This window comes from Paraglaciecola sp. 25GB23A, assembly GCF_040012495.1.
GTDB lineage: Bacteria > Pseudomonadota > Gammaproteobacteria > Enterobacterales > Alteromonadaceae > Paraglaciecola.
Map to the genome: position 1 here is coordinate 1 of NZ_JBDYKM010000074.1, position 1,522 is coordinate 1,522.

The following is a 1,522-nucleotide window of genomic DNA, read 5'->3' on the forward strand; positions in this document are numbered from 1 at the left end:
GCGATAGTTCATTAGGTTGGCGCAATAACAAGCAAAGGCATCGGACGCAAAAAGCCGCGCCGTTGCTTTGAACGTTATATGCCAGAGGTAGCATGGTAGAACATTCTAAAAATACTAGAATTCTCGCGTATATTTGCGCTGTAATTTTGGTGCCGGGATTCTCTTTTTTTCCTGCCACGTTTATTTATCTTTTATATAAGGCAAATGATTCGGAATTTAACGCAAAAGTTGCTTTTATATTGTTACTAGCTTTTGCAGTTTCATATATGAGTGCTAAATATTTATTTTTACTTATTCGCTTCATTACTACGCTAAAAGTCACAATGACTTTCAATAACAATGGAATACGAGTCAATAAATATGAGCAAGTTATATTCTACGCTTGGGAGCAGCTTAAGAATTCAAAAGATTATCCTAACTGCCAAACTTTTTGTCTCATCGACGAACAAAAACGGCACATCGTTAGCATCTGGGAATATGCTGCCAACTACTCTCAATTCAGAGAGGTAGCAAATGATAAGCTTGGCATATAACAAATTTATCAAACATCATTACGGCCAAAAAACGGCCTCCATTGGACGCGCAAAAATCGCGCGCCGTTTATAAAAAGCGTTATATAAACAGGAAAAATTGAGTGCAACTCCCATTTTCAACTTTTTTATTTTTAACTCGTCTAGTAGGTTTATGCTTTATCGGTGTCGGACTGGTATTTGGCTATACAGCGGTAGAGTTACTTCTAGACCCTGAAGCTACAGTCATAGTTAATGGTATTGAAAGAAACGACAGGGAAGCTAAAGGCACATTTTTGTTTATACCCATCATTTTGACTGGCGTTGGCTTTACTCTTTGTAAAATCAAACCTAAAAGCTGGCATAAGTATCGTCAAGCTAGGTCAAGTTTTTGGTCCTTTTTTCATGGAAAGTAGTTCATATAACAAACCAATAAACTCACTCACTTCGTTCGCTGGGACGCATACACGCGGGGCGGCTTCGCCATTATGCCCCACATGTCTGCGCCCGTTATTGAAAAGTTATACGTAAAGGAAACATTAGAGTTTGTACGGAAACCCAATCACTTTAATATGTAGAGGAATGACAGTCTTATCTGCGCTAACGATTGTTGCTTGGCCCTTTGCTCTATATATGACTATATTTTTATTTTTGGCCCCAGGAGCCGCTGTAAAACCGCTAAGTTGGTTATCTGCCTTTTTATTAATTTCTTATCCTGCGGTTGTATATGTAGGTATCAGTATTGCCAAAAAAGCACATGAGCACACTCAAACTCTGCGAGCGATTTTTGGATTATTCGTCGCTAACATCAATTTTTTACTGTTATTTGTACTGTTAAAATGGTGGCTCTAGAACATGCTATTTACGTATAACAAAAACATTATGGTGGGAATTTTACTCGCTGAAACAGCGCTCCTAAAATCCCCATATGTTAATCGTTATGTTGCAAAGAGGGATTTATGAATAGTTGGTATTTGTTAATTTCTTTTCTAATCGGTTGCTTGGTGTGCTTA

At 37.9% G+C, this 1,522-nt stretch carries 3 protein-coding genes; all 3 read left to right on the forward strand.

Annotation, left to right across the window (positions count from 1 at the left end; genetic code table 11):
- The first annotated feature begins 92 nt into the window (after positions 1-92).
- The 3 genes from ABKW31_RS22885 to ABKW31_RS22895 all read left to right on the forward strand — a co-directional run bounded on the left by ABKW31_RS22885 (position 93) and on the right by ABKW31_RS22895 (position 1,361).
- Positions 93-533, forward strand: coding sequence for a hypothetical protein (locus tag ABKW31_RS22885; RefSeq protein ID WP_348619031.1), 441 nt, complete (start codon positions 93-95; stop codon positions 531-533).
- 101 nt (positions 534-634) lie between these two features.
- The gene (locus tag ABKW31_RS22890; RefSeq protein ID WP_348619032.1) at positions 635-925 is read left to right on the forward strand and encodes a hypothetical protein; all 291 of its coding nucleotides are present in this window, start codon (positions 635-637) and stop codon (positions 923-925) included.
- Between the two features lie 166 nt (positions 926-1,091).
- Positions 1,092-1,361, forward strand: a complete 270-nt coding sequence (locus ABKW31_RS22895) for a hypothetical protein (protein WP_348619033.1) — start codon at positions 1,092-1,094, stop codon at positions 1,359-1,361.
- Positions 1,362-1,522 lie beyond the last annotated feature (161 nt).